The sequence below is a fragment of the Bradyrhizobium sp. 215_C5_N1_1 genome, assembly GCF_052075935.1.
Taxonomy (GTDB): domain Bacteria; phylum Pseudomonadota; class Alphaproteobacteria; order Rhizobiales; family Xanthobacteraceae; genus Bradyrhizobium; species Bradyrhizobium barranii.
In genome coordinates, this window is the sequence record NZ_CP197228.1 from 6,103,716 (window position 1) to 6,128,442 (window position 24,727).

The 24,727-nt window shown below is 64.8% G+C and carries 23 protein-coding genes; 1 reads left to right on the forward strand and 22 read right to left on the reverse strand.

Translation table 11 applies throughout. The annotated features are described in order from the left end of the window. Positions 1-30: 30 nt before the first annotated feature. From AB7G19_RS29360 to AB7G19_RS29385, 6 genes are all read right to left on the reverse strand, one after another. Positions 31-1,950 carry a nitric oxide reductase activation protein NorD gene (locus AB7G19_RS29360; protein WP_441268652.1) on the reverse strand — a complete coding sequence of 640 codons (1,920 nt, stop codon included), beginning with the start codon at positions 1,948-1,950 and terminating at the stop codon, positions 31-33. 10 nt (positions 1,951-1,960) lie between these two features. Beyond that, positions 1,961-2,773, reverse strand: coding sequence for a CbbQ/NirQ/NorQ/GpvN family protein (locus AB7G19_RS29365; protein ID WP_441268653.1), 813 nt, complete (start codon positions 2,771-2,773; stop codon positions 1,961-1,963). 59 nt (positions 2,774-2,832) lie between these two features. Beyond that, positions 2,833-4,179 carry a cbb3-type cytochrome c oxidase subunit I gene (locus AB7G19_RS29370; protein ID WP_441268654.1) on the reverse strand — a complete coding sequence of 449 codons (1,347 nt, stop codon included), beginning with the start codon at positions 4,177-4,179 and terminating at the stop codon, positions 2,833-2,835. A 67-nt stretch (positions 4,180-4,246) separates the two neighbouring features. Then, complete coding sequence (locus AB7G19_RS29375; protein WP_074120152.1) at positions 4,247-4,699, reverse strand: c-type cytochrome; 453 nt, start codon at positions 4,697-4,699, stop codon at positions 4,247-4,249. A 111-nt stretch (positions 4,700-4,810) separates the two neighbouring features. Continuing rightward, the gene (locus AB7G19_RS29380; protein WP_441268655.1) at positions 4,811-5,071 is read right to left on the reverse strand and encodes a cytochrome C oxidase subunit IV family protein; all 261 of its coding nucleotides are present in this window, start codon (positions 5,069-5,071) and stop codon (positions 4,811-4,813) included. 2 nt (positions 5,072-5,073) lie between these two features. Continuing rightward, positions 5,074-5,649, reverse strand: coding sequence for a cytochrome c oxidase subunit 3 family protein (locus tag AB7G19_RS29385; RefSeq protein WP_441268656.1), 576 nt, complete (start codon positions 5,647-5,649; stop codon positions 5,074-5,076). Positions 5,650-5,820: 171 nt separating this feature from the next. On the opposite strand from AB7G19_RS29385, the gene AB7G19_RS29390 reads away from it, so the two are divergent. Continuing rightward, positions 5,821-5,976 carry a hypothetical protein gene (locus tag AB7G19_RS29390; protein WP_085965373.1) on the forward strand — a complete coding sequence of 52 codons (156 nt, stop codon included), beginning with the start codon at positions 5,821-5,823 and terminating at the stop codon, positions 5,974-5,976. Between the two features lie 29 nt (positions 5,977-6,005). Here AB7G19_RS29390 and AB7G19_RS29395 read toward each other — a convergent pair whose 3' ends face one another. The 16 genes from AB7G19_RS29395 to AB7G19_RS29470 form a co-directional block, all read right to left on the reverse strand. Then, the gene (locus AB7G19_RS29395) at positions 6,006-7,211 is read right to left on the reverse strand and encodes a sensor histidine kinase (RefSeq protein WP_081369307.1); all 1,206 of its coding nucleotides are present in this window, start codon (positions 7,209-7,211) and stop codon (positions 6,006-6,008) included. Positions 7,212-7,683: 472 nt separating this feature from the next. Next, the gene (gene mmsB / locus AB7G19_RS29400; protein WP_085399414.1) at positions 7,684-8,874 is read right to left on the reverse strand and encodes a multiple monosaccharide ABC transporter permease; all 1,191 of its coding nucleotides are present in this window, start codon (positions 8,872-8,874) and stop codon (positions 7,684-7,686) included. Further along, positions 8,871-10,448, reverse strand: a complete 1,578-nt coding sequence (mmsA, locus tag AB7G19_RS29405) for a multiple monosaccharide ABC transporter ATP-binding protein (RefSeq protein WP_085399413.1) — start codon at positions 10,446-10,448, stop codon at positions 8,871-8,873. The genes mmsB and mmsA overlap by 4 nt, the downstream gene beginning before the upstream one ends. Positions 10,449-10,549: 101 nt before the next feature. Next, positions 10,550-11,623 (reverse strand): multiple monosaccharide ABC transporter substrate-binding protein, encoded by a 1,074-nt coding sequence (chvE, locus tag AB7G19_RS29410; RefSeq protein WP_063984479.1) that lies wholly within the window; start codon positions 11,621-11,623, stop codon positions 10,550-10,552. 73 nt (positions 11,624-11,696) lie between these two features. After that, positions 11,697-12,575 (reverse strand): SMP-30/gluconolactonase/LRE family protein, encoded by an 879-nt coding sequence (locus tag AB7G19_RS29415; RefSeq protein ID WP_085399412.1) that lies wholly within the window; start codon positions 12,573-12,575, stop codon positions 11,697-11,699. Continuing rightward, positions 12,575-13,651: an aldose epimerase family protein gene (locus AB7G19_RS29420; RefSeq protein ID WP_085399411.1), complete on the reverse strand. Its 1,077-nt coding sequence runs from the start codon at positions 13,649-13,651 to the stop codon at positions 12,575-12,577. The genes AB7G19_RS29415 and AB7G19_RS29420 overlap by 1 nt, the downstream gene beginning before the upstream one ends. Positions 13,652-13,653: 2 nt before the next feature. After that, entirely contained in the window at positions 13,654-14,580 is a 927-nt protein-coding gene (locus AB7G19_RS29425) for a Gfo/Idh/MocA family protein (protein WP_085399410.1), read from the reverse strand. Further along, entirely contained in the window at positions 14,577-15,329 is a 753-nt protein-coding gene (locus AB7G19_RS29430; protein ID WP_028150313.1) for a FadR/GntR family transcriptional regulator, read from the reverse strand. The genes AB7G19_RS29425 and AB7G19_RS29430 overlap by 4 nt, the downstream gene beginning before the upstream one ends. Further along, on the reverse strand, positions 15,326-16,306 hold the full coding sequence (gene yjfF / locus AB7G19_RS29435; protein WP_071915510.1) for a galactofuranose ABC transporter, permease protein YjfF: 981 nt from the start codon (positions 16,304-16,306) through the stop codon (positions 15,326-15,328). Before yjfF ends, AB7G19_RS29430 begins: the two co-directional genes overlap by 4 nt. Beyond that, positions 16,303-17,295 (reverse strand): ABC transporter permease, encoded by a 993-nt coding sequence (locus tag AB7G19_RS29440; protein WP_085399409.1) that lies wholly within the window; start codon positions 17,293-17,295, stop codon positions 16,303-16,305. Before AB7G19_RS29440 ends, yjfF begins: the two co-directional genes overlap by 4 nt. Next, the gene (locus AB7G19_RS29445) at positions 17,292-18,836 is read right to left on the reverse strand and encodes a sugar ABC transporter ATP-binding protein (RefSeq protein WP_085399408.1); all 1,545 of its coding nucleotides are present in this window, start codon (positions 18,834-18,836) and stop codon (positions 17,292-17,294) included. The genes AB7G19_RS29440 and AB7G19_RS29445 overlap by 4 nt, the downstream gene beginning before the upstream one ends. Positions 18,837-18,955: 119 nt before the next feature. Next, positions 18,956-19,921 (reverse strand): galactofuranose ABC transporter, galactofuranose-binding protein YtfQ, encoded by a 966-nt coding sequence (ytfQ, locus tag AB7G19_RS29450; RefSeq protein ID WP_063984486.1) that lies wholly within the window; start codon positions 19,919-19,921, stop codon positions 18,956-18,958. A gap of 458 nt (positions 19,922-20,379) precedes the next feature. Continuing rightward, the gene (locus AB7G19_RS29455; protein WP_085399440.1) at positions 20,380-21,552 is read right to left on the reverse strand and encodes a fumarylacetoacetate hydrolase family protein; all 1,173 of its coding nucleotides are present in this window, start codon (positions 21,550-21,552) and stop codon (positions 20,380-20,382) included. A 130-nt stretch (positions 21,553-21,682) separates the two neighbouring features. Continuing rightward, on the reverse strand, positions 21,683-22,660 hold the full coding sequence (locus AB7G19_RS29460; protein WP_071915514.1) for a HEAT repeat domain-containing protein: 978 nt from the start codon (positions 22,658-22,660) through the stop codon (positions 21,683-21,685). 2 nt (positions 22,661-22,662) lie between these two features. Then, the gene (locus AB7G19_RS29465) at positions 22,663-22,896 is read right to left on the reverse strand and encodes a 4Fe-4S dicluster domain-containing protein (RefSeq protein ID WP_008141081.1); all 234 of its coding nucleotides are present in this window, start codon (positions 22,894-22,896) and stop codon (positions 22,663-22,665) included. Between the two features lie 31 nt (positions 22,897-22,927). Further along, positions 22,928-24,670 carry a fumarate reductase/succinate dehydrogenase flavoprotein subunit gene (locus AB7G19_RS29470; protein WP_085399406.1) on the reverse strand — a complete coding sequence of 581 codons (1,743 nt, stop codon included), beginning with the start codon at positions 24,668-24,670 and terminating at the stop codon, positions 22,928-22,930. Positions 24,671-24,727 lie beyond the last annotated feature (57 nt).

Below are 24,727 nucleotides of genomic sequence, written 5' to 3' on the forward strand. Positions count from 1 at the left end.
CGATGGAGGACATATGCGGGTTCTCCGGGGTCAATGGGCGACCTGTCGATAGATCGCCGGCAGCGCCGCAGGCAGTCGACGGATGTTACCGACGATGGCGTAGTCGCTGCGGCCGAACAGCGTCGGGACGTAGGATTGCGCCGTCGCATCGACCGTCACACCGAAGACCGCGATGCCGAGCCGCCGCGCCTCCTGCACGGATTTGCGGGTGTCCTCGACCGCAAAGCGCCCCTCATAATGATCGACGTCGTTCGGCTTGCCGTCGGTGAGAACGAGCAGCAACTTCTTGCGCTGCGGCTGGCGCGCCAGCTCGGCCGAGGCGTGACGTACCGCCGCACCGATCCGTGTGTAATAGCCCGGCTTCAGCGCGCCAATCCGGCGCTCGATCGCACCACTCATCGGCTCGCCGAAGGCCTTGACCGTTTCGAGCCGCACCCAGGAACGCCGGCGCGAGGTGAAGGTGAGGATACTGTGGTGATCGCCGCAGGCCGACAGCCCGTGCGCAAGCACCAGCAGCGCCTCCTTCTCGACGTCGAGCACCCGATAACCATCGACCCAGGCATCCGTCGAGAGCGAGACATCCACAAGCAGCGTGACGGCAAGATCGTCCCCTCGCGGTCGCATCGCCACATGGACCCGATCGAGACCGCCCCCGCCACTTCCGGCGCGGAGATCGCACCGCGCGCGCACGAGTGCGTCGAGGTCGAGGTCGTGGCCATCGGCTTGGGCGCGCATCAATTCATGACGCGGCCGCAACACCTCGAAGCGGCGGCGCACCTGGCGGATGTGCCGACGCATGGCGTCATCAGGCGTCCAGCCCTCACCCAGCTCTGAGGCCGCACCCGCGAGCACGCGGCAATGATCGGGCAGATAGGAGCCGCTGCGATAATTCCATTCGGGATAGCTTAGGTCCGCGTTCAATGGCGAGGCATCGAGGGCTTCCGGCGGCAGGTCGAGATCGAATCTGAGCCGGCTCGCCGGCTTGCCGCTGCGGCGGCTGAGCGTGATCTCCTCGAGGTCGTCGGCTGCCTTCTGCGCATCCTCGTCCTCACTGTCGTCAGACGGGCGGTCGACATTGACCATCTCGGCCATGGCGAGGATCTTTTCGAAGCGGTTGAGCACGAAAGGATCGCGGCGATTGGTACCGTCTTCGCGCTCACGAACGGCAAAACGCTTGCGATCGTCCGATGGCGCTGGCGCGGCGGTCGGCACGCACGCGTCATCGCCCGCATGTGCGGGCGACAGCTCGCGCGTCCAGCAATCGCCCCAGAGCGGGCATGGCAGGATCGAACGGTAACCCGGCGGCGCCTTGTCCGGCAGTGGCCCCGTCCCCATCATCGCCGGCCACAGCTTTCCCACCGGCGGCGTATCGGCGCCGAGCAGAGCAAGCACGATCTGCTCCATGTCCTGCTCGATGCGCGACAATGGCCGGTGCGGCCGCGCCATGGCCGTGGCCGCGGCCAGCCGGGCGTAGTCCTCGGCAAGGCCGGGACATTCCGTCAGCACAAGCACCGCGATCTCGCTGGCCCGCCGCAGCGTCAGCAGATCGCGCCGCAGCGGATCGGCCTCGGCGATCGCGTCGACCGGCGCAAGGGCAAACCACGCGGCCAGCCACCGGTACAGCGCAGCATTCAGCTCGCGATCGGCGAAGATCGCGATGTTGTCGGGCAGGAAGATCGTCGCGGCATCGCGCCCGGGTTGCGCGAGCCGCTCGTCGCCGAGCCCGATGCGCTGCCGCCATCCGAGCCGATGCCCAGTCCGGCGGGCACTCGCGCTCGCGATCTGCACGCCCGTCTCCCCGCCAAGCGCGCGGAACATGATTGCGATCCGGCTGCGCACCTCCGCGAGCGACACCGCGTATTCGGCATAGGCCGGATAGCTCGCGGTGCCGCCGACCAGGCGATGCCAGGCACGGCCGACGGTTTCTTCAAGCTCGAGGAAATCGAGCATCGCATCACCCTCAGGAGATCACGGCGCGTGCGACGTCGAGCAGCGCCGCCTTGACGTCTGCGTCATCGGTGAGCGGTTCGATCATGCCGGCCAGCACCGCATCCGCAATTGAAGCTCCGGCCGCAATCAGGGTGGCGCAATAGACGACGAGACGGGTCGAAACGCCCTCCTCCAGGTCGTGCCCCTTCAGCGCGCGCAGCCGGCTGGCCAGCAGGACCAGCGGCCGCACATAGTCGGGTGCGAGCCCGCTCTCGGCCGCGACCACCGCGATCTCCTGCTCCGGTAGCAGGAAGCCGAACTCGACGGCGACGAAGCGCTGACGCGTCGACGGCTTCAACGCCTTCAGCAGCGTCTGGTAACCGGGATTGTAGGAGACCACGAGCATGAAGCTCTTCGGCGCGACCAGCTCCTCACCGGTCCGCTCCAGCGGCAGGATACGGCGGTCGTCGGTGAGCGGATGCAGCACCACCGTGACGTCCTTGCGCGCCTCCACGACTTCGTCGAGATAGCAGATGCCGCCTTCCCTCACCGCCCGTGTCAGCGGACCGTCGGTCCATACGGTGTCGCCGCCCCTTAGCAGGTAGCGGCCGGTAAGATCGGCGGCGGTGAGATCGTCGTGGCACGCGACGGTGTGAAGCGGCAGTCCTAGCCGCGCCGCCATGTGGGCGACGAAGCGCGTCTTGCCGCAGCCGGTCGGCCCCTTCAGCAGGACCGGGAGCTGGTGCCGCCAGGCGTGCTCGAACAGCGCGCATTCGTTGCCGCTCGGAACGTAAGCCGGGAGCACGAGCGCGGGTGCCGACAAGGCGTGAAGTGCTGCTGTCATGGTTCTTCTCCGGAAATCATTCGGGAACGGCGGCCGCGACTTGCGCGGCCGCCTTGTGTTTATTCGGCCGGTTGCAGGGCGCCTGGGATAGTCACCTGCTTCTCGCGGCCGGGCACCAGCACCGCCCAGACGAACATTAATGCCGAGATCGCGACGAACACGCCGGAGCCGAGCCGCACCCAGTAGAAGAAGGCAAGCTGGTCCTGCACGTCCATGTAACTCTGGCCAAGCACGCGCTGGAGATGGACCTGAATCACGCCGGCAAAGGTCAGCGCGAAAGTCATGGTCATCATCGCCGTGCACATGATCCAGAAGCTGGTCATGCTGAGCCACTGGTTATAGGGCGCACGTCCCTTGATCTGCGGGATCGCATAAGCCATCACCGACAGGTTCAGCATCACATAGGCGCCGAAGAAGGCGAGATGGCCATGTGCGGCGGTGACCTGCGTGCCGTGGGTGTAGTAGTTCACCGACGACAGCGTGTGCAGGAAGCCCCAGACGCCGGCGCCGAGGAACGCCATCACCGAGCAGCCGACCGACCACAGCAGCGCGGCGCGGTTCGGATGCTTGCGGCCGGCCTTCCAGGTCATCTGCACCGTGAAGATCACCATGGTGAAGAAGGGCGCGACCTCGAGCGTGGAGAACAGCGAGCCGATCCACTGCCAGTAGCCTGGCGCGCCGATCCAGTAGAAATGGTGGCCGGTGCCGAGAATGCCCGAGAACAGCGCAAGGCCGATGATGACGTAGAGCCACTTCTCGACCACCTCGCGGTCGATGCCGTTGAGCTTGATCATCAGATAGGCGAGCACGGACGCCATGATCAGCTCCCAGACGCCCTCGACCCAGAGATGAACGACATACCACCAGTACATCTTGTCGACCGCGAGATTGGCCGGATTGTAGAAGGCGAACAGGAAGAAGATCGCAACACCCCACAGGCCGAACAACAGGATGTTGGTGACCGTCGTCTTGCGTCCCCTAAGCGCCGTCATCGTCACGTTGAACAGGAACATCAGGCAGACGACCACGATGCCGACCTTGATGATGAAGGGCTGCTCGAGGAATTCGCGGCCCTCATGGTAATGGAAGAGATAGCCGACCACAGCCACACCTGCCGCGCCAAAAAACATCCAGAACTGGATCTTTGCGAGCAGCGGGCTGTAAAGCTCGGTCTCGGTTTCCTCGGGCAGCAGGAAGTAGGTCGCGCCCATGAAGCCGATCAGCGACCACACGATCAGCGCGTTGGTATGAATCATCCTGACGATGTTGAACGGCAGCAGCACCGACAGCGTGTTGGGCAGAACGTAGATGGTCCCGGCGAGGAGGCCGAACAGGACCTGCGCCAGGAACAGGGTCAGCGCGCCGTAGAAATACAGCATCGCGACTTTCTGGGTCTGATATTTCATTTCGGGTTCTCTCTGTCTTGAAAGAGGCAAGGCCTTGAAGGAGGCAAGGTCTTGAAAGAGGAAGGCGTCAGCCGGCCTTGTTCGGCGGCCACTCCTGGCGCTTGATCTTGCTGGTCCATTGCAGGAAGTCGGCGAGATCGTTCAGCTCCTGGTCGGTGAGGTTGAACTGCGGCATCTGGCGCCGGCCCTCCGCGCCCGAGGGCTGCGATTGCATCCAGGCCTTCAACGTCTCGCGCGCACCGGCCGGATCCTCATTGCCGCCCCAGCGATCCCAGACATTGCCGACTTCGGGGGCGAAATAAGCGCCCTCGCCGAGCAAGGTGTGACAGTTGATGCACGAGTTCCTCTCCCAGACATGCTTGCCGCGGGCGACCGACGATGTCAGCGTCGTCGCGTCCGTCGACGTCGTGGCCATATAGTAGTGGCTGTGCGCCGTCAGCCCGATGAAGATGGCGAAGAAGAAGGCCGAGCCGCCGTAGAAGACGTTTCGAGCCGCCGACTTGGTCAGGCGTTCAGCCATTGCCAGTCCTTTCCGTTGTGAGTCCAGTCGTGAGGAAGCAGTGATGCTGTATCTTGCCGATTGGTGCCGTCGGGTCTTTGTCCGGGCGCAATGAGCGCTGCGTTGGCGGCGTCAGATCAATGCGACGACGGCGGAGGCGAGCCAGGCAACCAGCACCACGATGAGGATCCATGCACTCACCAGACCGCGCCAGAGCGCCGGCGCCGCGCGGAGATCCATGAAATCAAGCGCAATGCGGCGACCCTTGGTGACGGCGAAGATCAGCAACAAAGCGTCGCCGAGCAGCGGTCGCGGCACCAGCTGTGGCACCAGGATGGTCGCCAGCGCGAGGCCGATCAGCACGAGCCAGGTGATGTCGAGACGGCCGGGCATGATCAGCGCACCAGATAGAGGATCGGGAACATCACGATCCAGACCAGATCGACCATGTGCCAGAAGGCGGCCCCCGTCTCGACGCCCGAGATCTCGGCGCGGCGGCAGACCACCGCGAGAATCACGATGCCGAGGCAGACGTGCAGGAGATGGAAGCCGGTCAGGAGGAAGTAGAGCGTGAAGAACGGGCTGGTCTCCAGGCCGATCCCGCGACCGATCTCTTCGGCATATTCGGCGAGCTTGATCGCGATGAAGAGGCCGCCGAGCGCCATGGCAATCAGTAGCCAGCGGCGCGATGCCCGCTTTTCACTGGCGCGCGCAGATCTGGTCGCCCTCGCCGCGGCCCAGCCGCTGGTCACCAGCACGATTGTGTTGAGGCCGGCGAGATTCGCGTTGAGCGCCGCCTGCCCCGCCGCGAACACAACGGGATGGATCGCCCGGGCAACGACGAAGGCGCCGAGGAACAGGCCGAAGGCGACGAGCTCGCTGAAGATCAGCACCCAGATCATGGGATCGCCGGGGAGATCTTCCAAGATTTCCCAGCCGGTTCCCTGTTGTTCGCAATCTGCCGCAGACATCGTCTTTCCGGATCAGGACACCGGCCAGACTTAGCTCAACCGTCCAGTTCGGAATTTGTCGCAGGACAAACTCGGGGCCACCGGCGGAGATGTTTGCGCCGACGCAACGTCCCGCTCGCCGGAGCGCCGTACGAACAGACTCAGGGTTCGCAAGGAGCGGTGAGCAATGACATGAGCGATGCACAGATCGGGCTAATGACCGCGACACCCATCATCATCGCCTTCGCCATCGCGCTCCGGCGCATGGGCGTGCTGTCGACGGTGGCGACGGTATCGGCGGTGAGCCTCTCCGTCGCGATCGCGACGGTGCTGTTCACGACGCAGTAGCCGGGCACTACCGATGAGGAAACGATCAGCTATCGCCGGTCGGGCGCCGTTCTCGGCAGGATGAGCTGAAACCGCGTCCCCGCGCCGGGCAGGCTCTCGAGCCGGAGCTGCCCACCCAGCCGGTCGACGACGATGCTGTGCACGATATGCAGACCGAGGCCGCTTGCGCCGTCGTGCCGGCGCGTGGTGAAGAACGGGTCGAAGGCCCGCCGTTCCACATCGGGAGCCATGCCGCAGCCGTCATCAGCAAACAGCAGCTCAACGTGGTCATCATTGACCGCACGGAGCGAGACGTTGATCGTCCCGGTCTCACCATCGGAGAACGCGTGCGTCATCGCATTGACTGCGAGGTTGGTGAGCACTTGGCCGAAAGGCCCGGGATAGCTGTCCATGGCGAGATTCGTTTCGCAGTGGAGGCTGAACGCGATGTCGCGCACCCGCAACTGCCGCTCGAACTGCGACAGAACCTGGCCGGCCAGCTCGCCTGCGTCGAAGCTGCGCCGAAGCGACTCGGTCTGGTCAGCCGCCACCTGCTTGAAGGATTGCACCCGCTCGGCGGCGCGACCGAGATTCGTGACCAGCTGCGCCGACGCATCGCTGACCAGTCCCAGAAACCCTGTCAGTGTCGAGCGCTTGAGATTACCCCGCGCGACCTCCGCTGCGAACTGCTCCGCCTTGCGCTGGAGCGTCGATGCCACCGTCAGACTGCTGCCGAGTGGCGTGTTGATCTCGTGCGCGACACCGGCAACCATGCGCCCGAGCGCCGCCAGCTTTTCCGCCTCGATCAGGGTGTCCTGGATATCGCGCAGATGGCGAAGCGCGGTCTCAGCGGCGTCCCTGGCGCTGCGAATCTCCCGCTCGGCGCGCTTGCGTTCGGTGATCTCCTCCGCCGCCACATTGACCGCGACAATCTCGCCATCCGGCATTCGCAGCGGGTGCCAATAAGTAACCCAGGAACGCTCCTCGACCTGATCGGCCCGCTGTCCCGCCACCTCGATACCGATCACGGGCTCACCCGTCGCGACGATCGAGCGCACAATCTGCTCGACGGAATCCGCCAGGGCCGGCACGCAGTCCCTGACCGTATGTCCAAGATGGCCTTCGACGGATATGCCGCAGATCTCGGTCAGACGCTGGTTGATCAGCAAATAGCGGCAGTCCGGCGACAGACAGGCCAACCCGATCGGGGCGGTGTCGTAGATCAGCTGCAACGCCGGCAAAGTCGAGACCAGCATCAACTCCGAAGCCGGCGATGACCTCACTGTACTCGTCACTCAGGTTCCCCGTGGTCCCTTGCGTCGACCACATGAGATTAGCACGGAATTGACGATCGGTTGATCTAGATCAAGAAGACGCGCCGGCGCCTCTCGTTCCGAGGCTCTGGCGTGAATCGCCTCGTTCAAAACAGAACAAAGGCCCCGATCAATAAACCTGCAGCAAAGGAGCCTAGCCCGAGGGTGCAGACGGAAACGATGCGCAAGAGGATGCGAAGCCGGCCCTCAAATTCATCGTCTGTCATCTCGTGGATATGAGCCGCCACTGGTGCTGCCCTGCCCGTGCCCTGCTCGGCACCCCCCGGATCTAGTCCCCAAATCATGGTCATCGCGAGGCATCGGTTCCGGTCGCGATGCCGTGATCGAAATTGACGAAAATGGTAGTCGCCTGGCGGGGCGGCGCCAGAGCCTCCCCCGCGACGTGATTTTGCGCCTACCGCCGCTGGTTATACACGTCGATGCACACGGCCCCGAGCAGCACCAGGCCCTTGATGACCTGCTGATAGTCGATGCCGATGCCGAGGATGGACATGCCGTTGTTCATCACGCCCATGATCATGGCACCGACCACGGCGCCGCCGACGCGCCCGACGCCACCATAGGCCGAGGCGCCGCCGATGAAGCAGGCGGCGATGACGTCGAGCTCGAAGCCGAGGCCCGCTTTCGGCGTCGCGGTGTTGAGACGCGCGGCAAAGACGAGGCCGGCAAGGGCTGCGAGCACGCCCATGTTGACGAAGGTGAGGAAGGTCAGCCGCTCGGTCTTGATGCCCGACAGGCTTGCCGCCTTGGCGTTGCCGCCGACGGCATAGATCTGCCGGCCGATCACGGTGCGGCGTGTGACGAAGCCGTAGAGCGCGATCAAGGCGCTCATGATCACCAGCACGTTCGGCAAGCCGCGATAGGTCGCGATCAGGTAGGTGAAGTAGAGCACGGCGCAGGCCAGCACCACGCTCTTGCCAAGGAAGAACGCGTAAGGCTCGACCTCGATGCCGTGCGACTGCTCCCGCGCGCGGCTCTTGGCGCTGGCATAGACCAGCCCCAGCGCCAGCACCGCGCCGATCAGCATCGAGGTCGGATGCAGCGTGCCCGCTTCGGGCAGGAACTCCGGAATGAAGCCCGACGACAATTTCTGGAAGGTCGGCGGAAACGGCCCGAGCGACTGCCCCTGCAACACCGCGAGCGCAAGTCCCTTGAATACGAGCATGCCGGCCAGGGTCACGATGAAAGACGGTATCTTGAAATAGGCGACCCAATAGCCCTGCGCCGCGCCGATCGCAGCGCCGACCACGAGGCAGGCGATGAAGGCGAGTGTATAGTCGACCTTGTACGTCACCATCAGCAGAGCGGCGACCGCGCCGACGAAGCCCGCGACCGACCCCACCGAGAGGTCGATATGGCCGGTGACGATCACGAGCAGCATGCCGAGCGCCATGATGACGATGTAGCTGTTCTGGAGCACCAGATTGGTCAGGTTGAGCGGCTGGAGCAGCGTGCCGCCGGTCATGACCTGGAAGAACAGCATGATCGCGATCAGCGACATCAGCATGCCGTAATTGCGCAAATTGTTCTTGATGAAGCTGCCGTGCCGGCGCTCCTCGGGCAGCGACACCGTCTTGTCGGTCATGGCTGCGATCCTCCCATCTCCGCGGCCTCAGGCACGCTGTTTCCGTTGCTTCGTTCGTTGCGCATGATGGCGCGCATGATCTTCTCCTGCGTCGCCTCTGCGCCCTTGAATTCCCCGACGAAGGCGCCGTCGTTCATGACGCAGATGCGGTCGCAGATGCCGAGCAGCTCGGGCATCTCCGAGGAGATCACCACGACGCCGCGCCCGGCCTCCGCAAGCTCGTTGATGATACAGTAAATCTCGTATTTGGCACCGACGTCGATGCCCCGTGTCGGCTCGTCCAGGATCAGGACCTTGGGATCGGTCATCAGCCATTTCGACAGCACCACTTTCTGCTGGTTGCCGCCGGAGAGCTGGCCGGTCTCCTGGTACACGTCGGAGCAGCGGATGCGCATGCGGCTCCGGTAGTCGCTGGCAACCTTCAGCTCGGCGATGTCGTCGATCACCCGGCCGGGTGCGACCTGGTCGAGGCTGGCGAGCGTGATGTTCTTGCGGACGTCATCTGCCAGGATCAAGCCGAGCTGCTTCCGGTCCTCGGTGACATAGGCAAGGCCGGCGTCGATCGCGGCCGCAACGCTCGGCAGCACGATCTCATGGCCCTCGAGCTTGATGCGGCCGCTGATAGTGGTGCCCCAGGAGCGGCCGAACAGGCTCATGGCAAACTCGGTGCGACCGGCGCCCATCAGCCCGGCAATGCCGACGACCTCGCCGCGCTTCACGCCGAAATTGACGTTCTTGATCACCTGCCGCTCGGGATGAATGGGGTGATAGACCGACCAGTTCTCGACGGTCAGGACAGGCCCGCCGATTTTCGCGCTGCGCTCGGGAAAGCGATGGGCGAGATCGCGGTTGACCATGCTGCGGATGATGCGGTCTTCCTGGATCGGCTCGCTGCGGCAGTCGATGCTGTCGACGGTGCGGCCGTCGCGCAGCACGGTGATGTGGTCGGCGACCTTGGCCACCTCGTTAAGCTTGTGCGAGATCAGGATCGAGCCGATGCCCTGCTCGCGGAAAGCCATCAGGCGTTCGAGCAGCGCGGCGCTGTCGGCCTCGTTGAGGCTCGCGGTCGGCTCGTCCAGGATCAGCATCCGCACCCGCTTGGACAGCGCCTTCGCGATCTCTACCAGCTGCTGCTTGCCGACGCCGAGGTCGGTGATCAGCGTATCCGGCGATTCCTTCAGGCCGACCTGCGCCAGCAGCTCGCGCGTGCGCCGGTAGACCTCGTCGCGATCGATGACGCCGAATTTTGACGGCGGATGCGACAGGAAGATGTTCTCCGCGATCGACATCAGCGGGATCAGCGCCAACTCCTGGTGGATGATGATGATGCCGAGCGCCTCAGAATCGTTGATGTCGCGGAAGCGGCGCTCCTCACCCTCGAAAACGATGGTACCCTCGTAGCTGCCGGCCGGGTAGACGCCGCTGAGCACTTTCATCAGTGTGGATTTGCCGGCACCGTTCTCGCCGACAAGCGCGTGGATCTGCCCGGCCTCGACCGAGAAGTTCACGTCACGCAGAGCCTGCACGCCTGAAAAGCTCTTGCTGACGTTGCGCATCTCCAGCATGGCGGTCATGATTTCACATCCCTCGATCGCTGCTAGTTCACCTCTCCCCGCTTGCGGGGAGAGGGAGAAGAGGCTCTCCCCGCAAGCGGGGAGAGGGGAAAGAAAGAAGCTTACTGGAACTGCGACTTCTTGTAGTAGCCGCTGTCGACCAGAGTCTTCTCCCAATTGTCCTTGTAGACCACGACCGGCTTCAAGAGATAGGACGGCACCGTCTTGGCGCCGTTCTCGTAGGTCTTGGTGTCGTTGACGGTGACCTGCTTGCCGGCGAGTGCGGCGTCGACCATGTCGGCGGTCACCTTGGCGAGGTCGCGGGTGTCCTTGAAGATGGTCGAGTACTGATCGCCGCGCAGCATCGCCTTGATCGAGGGCACCTCGGCATCCTGACCCGAGATAACAGGCATCGGCTGGCCGGCGCTGCCATAGCCCACGCCCTTCAGCGATGAGATGATGCCGATCGAGAGGCCGTCATAGGGCGACAGCACCGCGTTGACCTTCTTGTTGCCGTAGTAGGCGCTGAGCAGATTGTCCATGCGCGCCTGTGCGGTGGCGCCGTCCCAGCGGAGCGTCGCGACCTTGTCCATGCCCATCTGGCCGGAGACGACGACGAGCTTGCCGCTGTCGATGTACGGCTTCAGCACGCTCATCGCGCCGTTGTAGAAGAAGTAGGCGTTGTTGTCGTCGGGCGAGCCGCCGAACAGCTCGATGTTGAACGGGCCCTTGCCGTCCTTGAGGCCGAGCCCCTGCACAAGCGACTCCGCCTGCAGCACGCCGACCTGGAAATTGTCGAAGGTCGCGTAATAGTCGACGTTCGGCGTGCCGCGGATCAGGCGATCATAGGCGATCACGGTGATGCCTTTTGCTTTCGCTTGCTTGAGCACGTCGGACAGCGTGGTGCCGTCGATCGCCGCGATCACCAGCGCTTTCGCACCCTTGGTCACCATGTTCTCGACCTGCGAGAGCTGGTTCGGGATGTCGTCCTCGGCATATTGCAAGTCGGTGTTGTAGCCGCGCTCCTTCAGCACCTTGACCATGTTGTTGCCGTCGTCGATCCAGCGCGCCGACGATTTGGTCGGCATGGCAATGCCAACCGTCGCCTTGTCCTGGGCGGAGGCAGTGACGCCTGAGGCCATCGTCGCTGCGCCGGCCAGCGCCAGCGCGAGGAATGTCGTCTTCAGTTTCAGCATGTTTTACTCCCTTGGGTGTCAGACTGTTTCTTCGTTTCGTCGAGAACGTTGGTCGTGTGCGGCTTCGAGCCTCCTATGCGAGCTTGACGTCAGGCTCCGCGCGGCCACGCGCAGATGCCTGCAACAGGAAAGTACAGCCGGCTTGCGGATCGGCAGCGCGCGCCGCCGCGTCCATATCCTGCCAGGCCGAGGTGACGAGGAGGCGTGACAGATCAGGGCCGACGAAGGCCGGGCAGCTCGATTGCCTTGCCGGCACGCGCAGCGAGCGCAGGCGCTCGCCTTGCGGAGAGTAGACATCGATCCGGCCCGCACCCCAGCAGGCGTTCCAGATCCGCCCGTCGGCGTCGCACACCGAGCCGTCGAGCCCCCCGATGCCGGTGTGGCGCAACAGAACGTCCGGCTCGCCTCGCGGCAAGCCGGTCGCCGGATCAAGCGGAACGGCGTAGAGCACGGCGCGCGCGGTGTCGGCGAAGTAGCCGGTCGCACCGTCCGGTGAAAAGCAGATCGAATTGGGAATGGTGATGCGGGGGAACAGCATCGATATCTTGCCGCGATGGAACGCGTAGATCGCGCCCGCTCCTGCCTCCGCATTGCGGCCCATGGTGCCGATCCAGAACGTGCCGGACTGATGCACACGGGCATCGTTGGAGCGCGTCGCGGGATTGTCGGCTTCAAGCGGACAGACCAGCGTCAACGCGCCGTCGGCGAGCTTGCGGATGTAGAGGCCGTCTTCGGCGACGATCAACTGGCGCTCGGCGTCGATGCGCCCGAGACCGCTCGCCATCCGGCCGAGCGCGTGGACGCGAATGCTGCCGCTGCCGAGATTCGCCTCGAACAGCCGCTCCTCGCGGATATCGAACCACCAGGCCGTGTCGGTGCTCAAATCATAGGTCGGCCCCTCGCCGAGGTGGCACGGATCGTCCGAGAGAACCGAGGTCGGCACCTCTTCCATCATGGCGTCCTCACTCCAAAGCGATAGACCGTGTGATGACGGTAGACCTCGCCGGGATTGAGGCGCGGGCTCGGGAAATCCGGCCGGTTCGGCGCATCCGGCCAGATGTGCGGCTCGAGACACATGGCATCCGACTGCCGGATGAGCTTGCCGCCCTTGCCCGAAATCGTGCCGTCGAGATAGTTGCCGGAATAGACCTGAAGGCCGGGCTGATTGGTCAGGAGCTCCATGATGCGCCCTGAACGCGGCGCCTCCAGCCGGGCCGCGAAAGCAAGCTTGCCATCGCGCCCGAGACAGTAGGTATGGTCGTAGCCCTTGCCGTTCCGCAATTGCTGATCGCTCTCGCGGATGCGCGCGCCGACGGCTTCGCCGTCGCGGAAGTCGAACGGCGTTCCGGCCACCGCGCGCGGCGGCTCAGCCAACGGAATGGCGGTGGGATCGATGGCAAGGAAATGCTCGGCGGCGACCGTCAGCTTGTGGTCGATAATGGGCGTGCCTGAGGTCGCGCCTTCCAGATTGAAGAAGCTGTGATTGGTCAGGTTGACGATGGTCGGCCGGTCGGTTCGCGCCTCCATCGTCAACGACAGCTCGGCCGGGCCGGTGACGCGATAGGTCAGGCGCACGTCGAGCCGGCCGGGATAGTTTTCTTCGCCATGCGGGCTCGAATAGGTGAGCGTGACGCCCGGCTCCGCGCCGTCGTCGATGGCGGCGATCTCCCAGAGCTTGCGATCGAACCCGTCGAGGCCACCATGCAGCGCATTCGGACCGTTGTTGACCGGAAGCTGCACCGTTTCGCCGTCCAGCGAAAATCGTCCGTTGGCAATGCGGTTGGCGTAGCGGCCGACGGTGGCACCGAAGAACTTTCGTTCGGCGCGATAACCGGCGAACGCGTCATGGCCGAGCACGACGTCGTCGTAACCGCCTTTGGCGTCCGGTGCGATGAGCGCCTGGATCACCGCGCCATGGGTGATGATGCGGGCTTCGAACCCGCCCTCCCCGCGCAGCACGATGCGCTCGACGTTGCGGCCGTCCGGCAGCGTTCCGAAGATGTCTTTTGTTATTCTTGAGCCAGCCATGTTCAGTCCACAAACGGTTCGACGATGTTACGCTTGCCGAGCAGGAAGGCATCGGCAACGAGACGCAGCGGCGCCAGGTCGACGTCGCGCGCGCCGGTCGCGGTGAGCTTGACGAAGCGCCCGTACAGCTCGCGATATTCCTGATCGGGCGCCTCGGCAATGGTCTCGCCGTCGATCGCCATGCGCCGGCCGCCGCCCGACAACGTCATTCGGCCCTCGTCCGTTTCGACGAGGATATCCCAACTCTGCGGTCCGGTCTGGCGGAAATCGAACTCGGCGGTCACAGGCAGGCCGCCGATGTCGGTCAGCGTCAGGTTCGCGGCGATCGGGGCCTGGCAATTGGCTGGAAAGGCCAACTCGGCCGCGGTGACGAACACCGGCCGCGGCAGAATACGGGTCAGGATCGAGAGCGCGTTGATGCCGGGATCGAACACGCCGAGCCCGCCCGGCTCCCAGATCCAGCCCTGCCCGGGATGCCAGACGCGAACGTCTTCCTTCCAGTTGATGTGCACAGACTTGATCTGCCGCGTGAGAAGCCACTCGCGCGCCGGCTCGACCGCGGGCGCATAGCGCGAATGCCAGGTCGCAAACAGCGTTCGCTTGGCTTCCTCCGCCATCGCGATCAGCGGGTCGAGCTCGGCGACGCCGGTGCCGGGCGGCTTCTCCAGCATCACGTGCTTGCCGGCAGCGAGCGCCGTGGCGGCCTGGGCACGCCGTACCTGCGGCGGCGTGCAGAGCGAGACGGCATCGATCGGCGGTCCCTTTTCCAGCAATTCCTCGATGGTCGCAAAATTCGGCACGCCCGGCAGCGATGCGTTGCGGCTCGCGACGGCCGCGAGCGTCGCGCCCGCCGTCGCGGCAATCGCACCGACATGCTGGTCGCGCGCGATCTTGCCGAAGCCGACGATGGCAATGCGAAGTTCGGTCACGCTTTTTCTCCAATATCCGCGGACGGCAGCGCCTCGGCCTCGTGGCGGCGCATACCGTTGTGAATGACATAAACCATCGCTTCCGAGGCGGTCTGGGCGTCGCCGGCGGCGATGCCATCGACGATCTTCTGGTGCCAGAGCAGCACGGTGTCACGGTCCTCCGGCTCGACCGGTGCGCTGAGCAGGAAGGAGGCGCGCAGGGCGGCCTCGATGACGTGGCCGATCGAGCGCATGAACAGATTGCCCGAAGCGCGCGCCACCGCAACATGGAGCGCGAGGTCGGCGTCGGCAAAGCCGACGGAATCGGAAGCCTCAAACCGCATGCGGTCCATGCAACGACGGAGCTCGGCGAGGTCGTCCTCGGACCGCTGCGCCGCCGCCAGCATGGCCGCGCGCGGCTCGACCGCGAGGCGAATCTCGGCGAGGTCGTTGAGGAAGCGCTTGTCGATGCCGGCGTCGAGATGCCAGGCCAGCACGTCAGCGTCGAACATGTTCCAGGCGGCGCGCTCGCGTACGACGGTGCCGACGCGGGCCTTGGTGGTGAGCAGACCCTTGGCGACCAGGGTCTTCACGCTCTCGCGCAGCACCGGTCGCGACACGCCGAACATTGCAATCATCTCGGCATCGCCAGGCAGGCGCGTTCCCTCGGCGTAGCGGCCGGCGATGATGTCGACGCCGATCGAGCGGGCCACTTCCGCATGGTTGGAGTGAGCCCGGCGCGTCGGGATGACGACGATGCGCGACGTCATGTGGCTGCTCCTGCGCGCTTCGCCGCCGGCCGCCGCGCGAGCGCGACCAGCCCCTGCTGCAAGGCGATGAAGGCGAACAGTAGCACGCCGGTCGCGATCTTGGTCCACCAGCTCGACAGCGTTCCGTCGAAATTGATGTAGGTCTGGATCAAGCCCTGGATCAGCACGCCGAGGAAGGTGCCGATCACCGAGCCCTGCCCGCCCGTGAGCAGCGTACCGCCGATCACGACAGCCGCGATGGTGTCGAGCTCGACGCCGACCGCGGAGAGCGAGTAGCCGGCGCTCGTGTAGAAGGAGAACACGATGCCGGCGATGCCCGCGAGCAGGCTCGACAGCATGTAGATCCTCACCGTCATCTTGCCGACGGCAACGCCCATCAGGCTCGCGGTCGCCCGGCTGCCGCCGAGCGCGTAGACATTGGCGCCGAACCGGGTGAGATGCAGCAGCAAGGCGCCGCCGATCACGATCACGAGCATGATGATCGCGATCGCCGTCAATCGCCCTCCACCGGGCATCCGCAGCGCGAAGTCCGACACGGTGGAATAGACCGGCGCGGTGATCGGCACCGATTCCGTCGAGAGCAGGAAGCTCGCGCCACGGGCCAGGAACATCCCCGCCAGCGTCACGATGAACGGCGGCAGGTCGAAGACATGGATCACCGCGCCCATCGCAGCTCCGAAGGCCGCCGAGAGCGCGAGGATCGCGACGAAGGCAAGCAGCGGCGGCACGCCCCAGCGCTCGATCGCAAGCGCGACGAACACCGTGGTGAAACCAATCACCGAGCCGACCGAGAGGTCGATGCCGCCGGAGATGATGACGAAGGTCATGCCGGTCGCGACGATGCCGAGAAAGGCGTTGTCGGTGAGGAGATTGCCGACCACGCGGGTGGAGGCGATGTTGGGGAATTGCACGGCGCAGAGCGCAAAGCCGGCAACCAGCACGATAGCGGTGATGAGGACGGGCGGCAGGCCTTTCATGCTTTGGACCTCCGCAGCCGCGCGGCGATCCCGGCAATCCCCGAAAATTTCGGCGATTGCAGCAGCAGCACCGTCATCACCACCACCGCCTTGACCAGCAAATTGAACTCCGGTGGATAGCCCGACAGCAGAATGCCGGTGTTCATGGTCTGGATGATCAACGCACCGAGCACGGCCAGCACGAGGCTGAAACGGCCGCCGAACAGGGAGGTGCCGCCGATCACCACCGCGAGGATGGCGTCGAGCTCGAGCCAGAGGCCGGCATTGTTGGCATCCGCGCCCATGATGTCGGCCGCCGCGATCACGCCGGCGAGCGCGGCGCAGATGCCGCACCAGACGTAGACAGCCAGGATCATCGCACGCGTGCCGACGCCGGCAAGCTCGCTCGCCCGCGCGTTGCCGCCGGTTGCCTCGATCAGCAATCCGAGCGCCGAACCGCGCACCACCGCTCCGGTGAGAATCAGCATGCCCAGGGCGATCACGACCGGCATCGGCACGCCGAGCACCGCGCCATTGCCAAGCCAGACCAGATCCGGCGAGGAGAAGGTCACGATACGCCCCTCGGTAATGAGCTGCGCGATGCCGCGTCCCGCCACCATCAGGATCAGCGTCGCCACGATCGGCTGCATGCCGAGCACCGCGACGAGAAATCCGTTCCACAATCCGCAGACCAGGCCAGCGCCGAGCGCGGCCGCAAGGACCACAGGCAGACTGTGCGTGTCGGCAAGGCTCGCCGCGATCGCGCCCGAGATGGCCATGACCGCACCGACCGACAGATCGATGCCGCGCGTCGCGATCACCAGCACCATGCCGAGCGAGAGCAGCGCCACCGGCGTGCCGCGGTTGAGCACGTCGATCAGGCTGCCGAACAGCCGGCCGTCCTGGAGACGCAGATCGAAGAATTGCGGCGACACGATGCGATCGGCCGCCAGGATGACGATCAACGCGAGGATCTGGGCAAGGCCGCGGCGCGGCAACAGCGCTGTCATGCCCGACCCTCATGCGCGACAGCGGCGCCATCGGCGGCGATGGCCGCGAGAATGTTGCCGACGTCGATCGTCTCTCCCGCGAGCTCCTCGACATGGGCACGGTCGCGCAACACGACCACGCGGTCGGAATAGGTCACGATCTCATCCAACTCGGAGGAGATCACGAGCAGCGCCAGCCCGTCGTCGCAGAGCTCGCGGATCAGGCGGATGATCTCGGCATGCGCGCCGACGTCGATCCCGCGGGTCGGCTCGTCCAGCACCAGGAGGCGCGGCGAGGTCGCGAGCCAGCGCGCCAGCAGCACCTTCTGCTGATTGCCGCCGGACAGCAGCCCCACGGCGCGCTCCGGATCGGGCGGGCGGATGTCGAGCATCTTGACGTAGCGGCCTGCGATCTCGTCCTGCTCGCGGCGCGACAGCGGCCGGTGCAGGCCGCGCTTGGCCTGGAGCGCGAGCACGATGTTCTCGCGCACGGTGAGCTCGGCGACGATGCCGTCGGTCTTGCGTTCCTCCGGGCAATAGCCAAAGCCGTGGCGCACGCCGTCGCGCGGCGACTGCAGCCGCACGGGCGCCCCCTCCACCCTCGCCTGCCCGCCATCGGCGCGCTCGGCACCGAACACCAGCCGCGCTGTTTCGGTCCGGCCCGAGCCGAGCAGGCCGGCGAGACCCACGACCTCGCCATGGCGCAGCTCGAGATTGAACGGCGCGACATAGCCGGCCTTGCCGTAGTTCTCGAAACTCGCGCAGACCTCGCGCGCCCGATGCTCTCCCGCCGACGCGCGGGCGCTGGTGGTCTCGGCCAGCTCGCGGCCGAGCATCATCCGGATCAGCTCGAGCCGCGGCAGCGAGGCGGTCTCGCGCTCGCCGACCAAGCGGCCGTTGCGCAACACCGTGATGCGGTCGGAGATCTCGTAGACCTGATCGAGGAAGTGACTGACGAATACGATGCCGATGCCGCGCTTGGCGAGCTGGCGCATGATGCCGAAGAGGATCTCGACCTCGTGGCGGTCGAGGCTCGCCGTGGGCTCGTCCAGGATCAGCACGCGCGCGGAGAGATCGACGGCCCGCGCAATCGCGGTGACGTGCTGGATGGCGACGGAATAGCTGCCGAGCGGCGCGGCGACGTCGATATCGAGGCCGAAGTCCGTGAGAAGCGCCTTGGCGCGACGCCGCATCTCGCCTTCACGTACGATGCCGAAGCGCATCGGCTGTCGGTCGAGGAACAGGTTCTGCGCGACCGAGAGATTCGGTAGCAGATTGACCTCCTGGTAGACCGTGGCGATGCCGGCCTGGAGTGCGGCCTTGGCCGAGCGCGGCGCGACCTCTTCACCGCCAAGCCGGACGATGCCGGCATCGCGCGGGAATACGCCGGTGATCACCTTGATCATCGTGGATTTGCCTGCGCCGTTCTCGCCAAGCAACGCATGAATCTCGCCGGCACGAAGCGTGAAGTCGACCTCCTGCAACGCACGCACAGCACCGAAGCTTTTGCTGATCCCGCGCACCTCCAGCAGGGAAGGAGCAGGATCGGGGCTGTTCTCCATAACGACGTCACTCCCACCGGCGTCCGCTTATGCTGCGGACACCCAGCCTATTCGTTCGCGCAACGGTTTCGAAGGGGGATGCGCCGGACCACGGGGGAGCGGTCCGGCGCTGCGCCGCCTCAGTAACCGAGGCCCTTCTTGCTGTCGTAGATCTTCTGCGGATCGTCAGCCGCTGTATAGAGCTTGGAGTCGGTCTGGATCCACTTGGGCGGAACGGTGCCCTTGTCCTTGAAGGCCGCGACGGCATCGAGCGCGGGGCCGGCCATGTTCGGCGTCAGCTCGACGGTGGCATTGGCCTCGCCGGCGGCCATGGCCTTGAAGATGTCGGGGACTGCGTCGATCGAGACGGTGAGGATCTCCTTGCCCGGCTTGAGGCCGGCTTCCTTCATCGCCTGGATCGCGCCGACCATCATGTCGTCATTGTGCGCGTAGACCGCGCAAATCGACTTGCCGCCGCCTTCGGCCTTGATGAAGCTCTCCATCACCTCCTTGCCCTTGGCACGGGTGAAGTCGCCGGTCTGGCTGCGCACCACCTTGAGGTTCGCATGCTTGGCGATGGCGGTGTCAAAGCCCTTCTTGCGGTTGGCGGCGACGCTGGCGCCGACCGTGCCCTGCAATTCGACGACGTTGCAGGCCTTGCCGCCGACGGTCTTGGCCAGCCAGTCGCCGGCAACCTCGCCTTCGTGCACGCTGTCGGAGGTCACGGCGGTGAGATAGAGCTCCTTGCCGGAGGGATCGATGTCGCGGTCGAGCAGCACGACCGGGATCTTGGCCTCCTTGGCCTCCTTCAGCACCGAGTCCCAACCGGTCGAGACTACGGGTGCAAGGAAGATCGCATCGACGTTCTGCGCGATGAAGGAGCGGATCGCCTTGATCTGGTTCTCCTGCTTCTGCTGCGCGTCGGCGATCTTGAGATTGACCTTTCGCTTGGCAGCCTCCTGCTTGGAGACCGACGTCTCGGCCGCGCGCCAGCCGGATTCCGATCCGATCTGCGAGAAGCCGATGGTGAGCTCGGCGGCGCTGGCCGGCAGCGCGAGCAGCAACGCGGCCGTGGCGCTGGCCGCAAAGAGGGCTTTGAGGGTCATCAGGCGTATCTCCCAAGAAGTCATCTTGTGTTATCTCGAGTGCCGATCGGTAGCATGGCACCCGCAGGCCGGCCTTTGAGGCGGCGGGAGGGACTATTTCACGGAAGATGAGTTCCGACTAGTCATATTATTTGACTATTCGCGCGAAACTTCGATTTGGCGGGAAGGACGGTTCAATGACACGCCCAGCGCGATTTTGTTCCGTGGATGCAACGGGGAGATGAAGGAATATGTGCGGCCCGCAATCTCTCCTCCGCGTCATTGCGAGCGCAGCGAAGCAATCCAGAAACTGTCCACGCAGGGACTCTGGATTGCTTCGCTGCGCTCGCAATGACGGTGTGGATAGAGTTCGGCGTAGGTCGACCAAATCGACTCGCGGAGAGTCCGCGTCACCCGGATTGCATCTTCGATGCAATCCGGCTCTCCCCGCGTGCGGGGAGAGGCGAAGGGTAGCGGAGCTAAATCAGCTTCCGTTGCGCGAGGTTCTTCATCAGCGCGCCGATTCCAAACGTCCAGGGCTCGCACTCGTCGCTGGTGCGCATGCGGTTGATGAGCTTGCCGAGCTGGGGTGCTGCGATCGTGACGATGTCGTCGCGCTTGTGGGTGAACCCCTGCCCCGGCGCATCGCGATCCTTGACGGGTGCGAACATCGTGCCGAGGAACAGCACGAAGCCATCGGGATATTGATGCACCTTGCCGATCGTCTGCTCGACGAGGTCCGTGGGATCGCGACTGATCATGCTGATCGAGGAATGGCCGTCGAGAACGAAACCGTCCGCGCCCTTCACGTTCAGGCTGATGTCGAGCTTGCGGGCGTCGTCGAGTGTGAAGCTGTCGTCGAACAGACGCAGCAACGGGCCGATCGCGCAGGAGGCGTTGTTGTCCTTGGCCTTCGACAACAGCAGCGCCGAACGCCCCTCGAAGTCGCGCAGATTGACGTCGTTGCCGAGTGCGCCGCCGACGATCTTGCCGCGGCTCGAGACGAACAGCACCAGCTCGGGCTCGGGATTGTTCCAGGTCGATTTCGGATGCAGCCCGGCATCCATGCCGGTGCCGACCGAGGACAAGGTCGGAGCCTTCGTGAAGACCTCGGCATCCGGACCGATGCCGACTTCGAGATATTGGCTCCAGGCGTTCTGATCGATCAGCACCTGCTTCAAATGCATCGCCTGGTCGGAGCCCGGCTTGAGCTTCGACAGATCGTCGCCGATCAGCCGCGTCACTTCTTTCCGGATCGCTTCGGCCGATGCCGGATTGCCCTTGGCCCGCTCTTCGATGACGCGCTCCAGCATCGAGATGGCAAAGGTGACGCCGGCGGCCTTCAGGGTCTGGAGATCGAGGGGCGCAAGCAGCCACGGCTTTTTCGGATCGCGCCCATCCGGCGCCGTGTTGGCCACGATCGCTTCGAGATCGCCGATGCGCTCGCCCTTGACCGAGGCGAGCGCCTTGGCCGGATTGTCTTCCTCGCAGAGCGCGCTGACGGTCGGAAACTTGGCGGTGACGTCGAAGACGCCGTCTCCACGGACGGCGACAACGGCCGGGCCGTTCGCCTGCGGCAGCCAGACGCGGCCGACCAGCGTCCCCTTCGTTCCATCCTCGGGGAGAAGATCTCTAACAGACAGTGTCGTCATGGCCGCGTCCTCGCTCTTTCTCGGATCGGCCGCGTTCACAGCAGCCGATCCCATTGGCGAAGACCAATAAACGTCTGGCAGGGGAAGTCCAGACCGGCAGCGAAGAGCCGCTATGCCCCTGCCCGGGCCTTTATGCGCCTGCTCGCGCTTTGCGCGCCGCGATCTGCTGGAGCGCCCAGCGCGCGTTCTTGCGAACGTCGGGGTCGGCATCGTCGGCGATGACCGCCAGGAACGCCTCGCCGTCGGGATGGGCGATCTCGCCGAGCGCGGCCGCCGCCTCCTTCCGCAAATTGGCCTGGTCGTGGTTGATGCAATTGCCGATCGGGCGTACCGCGCGCTCGATCTTCATCTTGCCGAGGCTGCGGATCGCCTTCAGCCGCACCTGCCAGAATTCATCGGCGAGCGAGCCGACAAGCTGATCGGCCGCGAGCGAACCGTTGACGTTGAGGCCCAGCGTTTCCGCGGCCATCTCGCGCACCATCCAGTCCGAGTCCTTCAGCCCGCGTGTGATCGTCTCGGCCGCGGGCTTCAGCTGCGAGAAGGCCAGCGCGCTCACCGCGGCGCGGCGCACATGGGCGTCGGGATCATTGATCAGCGCGGTCAGCGCGGGGATGGATTCCTCCAGCTTGAGGAAACCGATCACGCCGATCGCCTGCACGCGAACGGCCGCATCTTGATCCAGGAGCGCTTCCAGCGCCGGCTTCAGCGTGTCCTTGCAGCGCAGCTCCTTCAGCGCGCGCAGCGCGCCCATGCGGACGAAGGCATGGGCGTGCTTGACCAGCGGCAGGATGATCTCGGCGCAGGCCGGATCCTTGAACTCGGCCATGCTGTCGGCCGCGGCCGCCGCCACGATTCTTTCGGGATCGACCAGCAGTTTGACCAGCCCATGCGCGGCCTCCGGCCCGTCGAACTCGCCGAGCGCCATCGCGACCTGCTGGCGCACACCGGCGTCGGGATCGGCGACCATGTTGGCGAGATGCGCGACGGCTGCGGGATCGCCGGAGTGACCGAGCGCGATGATGGCGACGCGGCGCTCGGCGGGATCGGCGGCTTGCAACCGCTCATCGGCGTCTTCGAGGTCGTCATAGGACTCGAACGGGCTCGACATGATCACCTCAACAGATAGGGAATATTGACGGTGACGGCGCCGGTCGGGCAATCGGCCTCGCAAGGCATGCAGTACCAGCACTCGTCATAGGCCATGTAGGCCTTGCCGGTCATGTCGCTGATGCGGAGCACATCGAGCGGACAGACGTCGACGCATACGGTGCAGCCCTTGTCGGCGATGCATTTGGCGTCGTCGACGACCACCGGAACCGATGTCTGATAGGACGCGAGAGGCATTTTATGTCTCCTGTTGCGATGTTGCGGTGGATCAGGCGGAGGCGCGGATGCGCTGCTTGTCGTAGAGGTCCTTCTCGTCGTCGGCGATCGGCACGACATAGGGCTCCACGGCGCGCTTCTCGCTGGTCATCTTGCCGTTCTGCTTGGAGAGCAGCGTGTGGCAGAACCAGTTCTCGTTGTCCTTCTCCGGGAAATCCGTGCGCCAGTGATAGAGGCCCCAGCGGCTCTCCTCGCGGTACAACGAGGCGTGCACCGCCATGTCGGCGCAGTCCATGATCGACTGCACTTCGAGCGCACGAAGCAGCTCGTGCGCATTGCGCGCGATCATGTGTTCCTGCATGTCCTGCCGCGTCTCGGCGAGGCGGCGCATGCCGAGCTCGTATTTGCGCGTGACCTTCGGCGGCTGGAGATAGTCGTTGACGAGGCGGCGGGTCTTGTACTCGACCTGGTTCGGCGGAATGCCGTCCTCGCGCTTCGTTGGCGCCAGCACGCGATCGCGCTCCCTGGCGACATCGGCGGCGTCGAATTCCGCGAAGTCGTGGCTGTCGGCGAACTCCATCGCGTCGATGCCGGCGACCGATCCGTTGGTGAAGGCGCCCAGCATGTAATTATGCGGCACGCTCGCCATGTCGCCGGCGGCGTAAAGGCCGGGCACGGTGGTGCGGGCATTGTCGTCGACGAACACGCCGGAGGCGCTGTGGCCGGAGCAGAACCCGATCTCGGAGATATGCATCTCGATCGACTCGCTACGATAGTCGACCCCGCGCCCCTGCTGGAACAGGCCGCGCGTGGGACGCTCGACCTTGTGCAGCGTGGATTCGATCTCCGAGATCGTATCAGGATGGAGATGCTTGAGCTGGAGGAACACCGGGCCCTTGCCTGACAGCAGCTCGTTGTAGAACTCCAGCATCATCTGGCCGGACCAGTAGTCGCATTCGATGAAGCGCGATCCCTCGTTGTTCGCGGTAAAGGCGCCGAAGGGACCGGCGACATAGGCGCAGGCCGGGCCGTTATAGTCCTTGATCAGCGGATTGATCTGGTAGCATTCGAGGTTCGCGAGCGCGGCGCCGGCGTGATAGGCCATCGCATAGCCGTCACCGGAATTGGCGGCGTTCTCGTAGGTGCCGAACATGTAGCCGGAGGTCGGCAGGCCCAGGCGGCCGGCGGCGCCCATGCAGAGGATCACGGCCTTGGCTTTGATCACCAGGATTTCGGCGGTGCGAGTGTTGACTGAGATCGCGCCGGCGATGCGCCCGTCCGACGACTTCAGCAGCCGCGTCGCCATGTAGCGGTTGGAGATCAGGATGCGGGCGCGGCGGAGCTGGCGGTACAGCGCCTTCTTCACGGTCTCGCCGTTCGGCATCGGAAGCACATAGGTGCCGATGTGGTGCACCTTCTTGACGGCGTAATCGCCGTTCTCGTTCTTCAGGAAGCGGATGCCGAAGCTGTCGAGCTCCTCGATAATCTTGTAGCAATTTTGCGCGTATTTATAGACCGCCTTCTGATCGACGATGCCGTCGTTGGCGATGGTGATTTCCTTGGTGTACTGCTCCGGCGTCGCGTAGCCGGGGATGACGGCGTTGTTGAGCCCGTCCATGCCCATCGAGATCGCGCCGGAGCGCTTGACGTTGGCCTTCTCGAGCAGGACGACATTGGCCTTCGGGTTCTTCAGTTTTGCCTTCAGCGCCGCCATCGGGCCGGCCGTACCGCCGCCGATGACGAGCACGTCGCAGGAAACCTCCGAAAGTCCGTCGACGATCTCATCTAGTGCCATCACTTGCTCCTGGTTCGCCGGTCCGGCGCCTTTGCATCAGATTTGTTCAGGTGGTTG

Excerpts from the sequence above, each read along its gene's own strand:
- ytfQ (WP_063984486.1), bottom strand. The coding sequence starts at position 19,921 with ATGACCCTCAAAGCCCTCTTTGCGGCCAGCGCCACGGCCGCGTTGCTG.
- AB7G19_RS29470 (WP_085399406.1), bottom strand. The coding sequence starts at position 24,670 with ATGGCACTAGATGAGATCGTCGACGGACTTTCGGAGGTTTCCTGCGAC.
- AB7G19_RS29445 (WP_085399408.1), bottom strand. The coding sequence starts at position 18,836 with ATGGAGAACAGCCCCGATCCTGCTCCTTCCCTGCTGGAGGTGCGCGGG.
- AB7G19_RS29390 (WP_085965373.1), top strand. The coding sequence starts at position 5,821 with ATGAGCGATGCACAGATCGGGCTAATGACCGCGACACCCATCATCATC.
- AB7G19_RS29415 (WP_085399412.1), bottom strand. The coding sequence starts at position 12,575 with ATGGAAGAGGTGCCGACCTCGGTTCTCTCGGACGATCCGTGCCACCTC.
- AB7G19_RS29430 (WP_028150313.1), bottom strand. The coding sequence starts at position 15,329 with ATGACGTCGCGCATCGTCGTCATCCCGACGCGCCGGGCTCACTCCAAC.
- AB7G19_RS29420 (WP_085399411.1), bottom strand. The coding sequence starts at position 13,651 with ATGGCTGGCTCAAGAATAACAAAAGACATCTTCGGAACGCTGCCGGAC.
- AB7G19_RS29385 (WP_441268656.1), bottom strand. The coding sequence starts at position 5,649 with ATGTCTGCGGCAGATTGCGAACAACAGGGAACCGGCTGGGAAATCTTG.
- AB7G19_RS29395 (WP_081369307.1), bottom strand. The coding sequence starts at position 7,211 with ATGCTGGTCTCGACTTTGCCGGCGTTGCAGCTGATCTACGACACCGCC.
- AB7G19_RS29365 (WP_441268653.1), bottom strand. The coding sequence starts at position 2,773 with ATGACAGCAGCACTTCACGCCTTGTCGGCACCCGCGCTCGTGCTCCCG.
- mmsB (WP_085399414.1), bottom strand. The coding sequence starts at position 8,874 with ATGACCGACAAGACGGTGTCGCTGCCCGAGGAGCGCCGGCACGGCAGC.
- AB7G19_RS29375 (WP_074120152.1), bottom strand. The coding sequence starts at position 4,699 with ATGGCTGAACGCCTGACCAAGTCGGCGGCTCGAAACGTCTTCTACGGC.
- AB7G19_RS29460 (WP_071915514.1), bottom strand. The coding sequence starts at position 22,660 with ATGTCGAGCCCGTTCGAGTCCTATGACGACCTCGAAGACGCCGATGAG.
- yjfF (WP_071915510.1), bottom strand. The coding sequence starts at position 16,306 with ATGAAAGGCCTGCCGCCCGTCCTCATCACCGCTATCGTGCTGGTTGCC.
- AB7G19_RS29440 (WP_085399409.1), bottom strand. The coding sequence starts at position 17,295 with ATGACAGCGCTGTTGCCGCGCCGCGGCCTTGCCCAGATCCTCGCGTTG.
- AB7G19_RS29380 (WP_441268655.1), bottom strand. The coding sequence starts at position 5,071 with ATGCCCGGCCGTCTCGACATCACCTGGCTCGTGCTGATCGGCCTCGCG.
- AB7G19_RS29455 (WP_085399440.1), bottom strand. The coding sequence starts at position 21,552 with ATGACGACACTGTCTGTTAGAGATCTTCTCCCCGAGGATGGAACGAAG.
- AB7G19_RS29370 (WP_441268654.1), bottom strand. The coding sequence starts at position 4,179 with ATGAAATATCAGACCCAGAAAGTCGCGATGCTGTATTTCTACGGCGCG.
- AB7G19_RS29465 (WP_008141081.1), bottom strand. The coding sequence starts at position 22,896 with ATGCCTCTCGCGTCCTATCAGACATCGGTTCCGGTGGTCGTCGACGAC.
- mmsA (WP_085399413.1), bottom strand. The coding sequence starts at position 10,448 with ATGACCGCCATGCTGGAGATGCGCAACGTCAGCAAGAGCTTTTCAGGC.
- AB7G19_RS29360 (WP_441268652.1), bottom strand. The coding sequence starts at position 1,950 with ATGCTCGATTTCCTCGAGCTTGAAGAAACCGTCGGCCGTGCCTGGCAT.
- chvE (WP_063984479.1), bottom strand. The coding sequence starts at position 11,623 with ATGCTGAAACTGAAGACGACATTCCTCGCGCTGGCGCTGGCCGGCGCA.